Origin of the sequence: Microcoleus sp. D2_18a_B4, from assembly GCF_036702475.1 — a bacterium.
Classification (GTDB): Bacteria; Cyanobacteriota; Cyanobacteriia; order Cyanobacteriales; family Microcoleaceae; genus Microcoleus.
In genome coordinates, this window is the sequence record NZ_JAUBTL010000144.1 from 1 (window position 1) to 1,523 (window position 1,523).

The following is a 1,523-nucleotide window of genomic DNA, read 5'->3' on the forward strand; positions in this document are numbered from 1 at the left end:
GTAAGGATTCAGGTCTAAGATTGGGGAACAAGAGAAGGCATAAAAAAGTTACAAGAATGGGCAGATATAGCCTTACGGAAAAAAGCCATTGCACTTTTACCTTGAAACCGACAAGTCTGAATCACTGATAACAAATCAGCAGTTTGTTCAAACCGAAACATCGATCGGGAACCACCCGATACCTTACGTTTAGTCACGGCTAATCGTAGAGAACGTTCCGCTAAATTATTGTCAGGAGGAATGGATGGGTGGTCTAAAAAATACCACCATTGGTGCGCTTTCTCACGTAACGAGCGCAGTAAAAGTCCCGCAGCATGACCAACATGACCTTGCCAAGTATTTAACAATGCTGCCAGTCTGGTCTTAAAGTCCCTCGCCCAAGCATGATAATCGAGTTCTTCAGGGTGGGAGCGCCATTTTCGATGTTGTCGGAATGCCTCATCAATTAAATCCAAGAACGCAGACGCAACTACTGTGTTGTTACCGTGGCCCAGAAGCAGAACTTTCTTAAAATGTCGCCGTAGATGGGCTAAACATTTCTGCTGCGCTCCCACCTCAACACCGTTGTAGACACTGAAATCGTCAGAGCTCAACACCCCAGCAAATTCCGAACCCAGCATTGTCTCTAATTCAGCTCTGCTGCGAGTGTCTGCCGCATGGAACAGGCAAAAATTTTGACCCGTGGCTGTCCACAACCATTCTTTGATGCCCTTAACACACCACGGGGTTTCATCGACATGGACGTTGGCTTGTAACGGTGCCCATTTCCATAAGTCTTCAACGGCGGGCTTTACAGCATCAGCTACCCGCGCGTTGGTTGCTTGTAATGTTCCTATCCCTATTTCGATGCCACCTAGTTCCCGCAGGAACTCTTGTTGCTTGGAGTAAGATATGTGCCCATAATTACCTAGCCATACCAATAATGCTTGTAGGTCGATACTCAAATCTTGTCCTGGCACGATACCCGGTGAGACGGGTCCGAGCGCCATTGCTCCACATTCTAGGCATTGACATTTGACTCGTTGATATTCCACCACTTCAATTGGTAAGGCTGCTAAACACGCTACTTGCTGCTTGCTATAACCCATCATCTCACTTAATTCTCTGCTGCCACAATGCTCGCAAGAGTCAGGAGTGCTGATTTCATATCTATCTACTCGCCCGAACCCTTTTCGGGTTTTGCCGATATGTCCAGGCTGTCCTCCTGGTTTAGGCTTGGGTTCTGTTTCTGATTCTTTTGAGCGCTCGAGAGCGACTGTCTCTGATTTCTGTATGAGATCGCTTGATGGGGGTTTCGATGATGTTTTGCTATTGGTGGGCTGTTTGTCTTTAAGTTTTTCGAGTTCTTGTTGTAATTTTTCAATCAGCTTTTGTTGGGTCAGCACAATTTTGACCAGTTCCTCACGGCTCAACTGGTCAACTATTTCCATTTTTAGTGCTAATAACTCTGATTTTTCGCTCATCTGACTACATTATCATATTTCTCGGCGATCGCTCTCACTATTTTTTACCTGAATCCTTAC

At 45.8% G+C, this 1,523-nt stretch carries 1 protein-coding gene; it reads right to left on the reverse strand.

Going from position 1 to position 1,523, the window contains the following annotated elements:
- Nucleotides 1–14: 14 nt before the first annotated feature.
- On the reverse strand, nt 15–1,463 hold the full coding sequence (tnpC, locus tag QUB04_RS32385) for an IS66 family transposase (RefSeq protein WP_333290751.1): 1,449 nt from the start codon (nt 1,461–1,463) through the stop codon (nt 15–17).
- Nucleotides 1,464–1,523 lie beyond the last annotated feature (60 nt).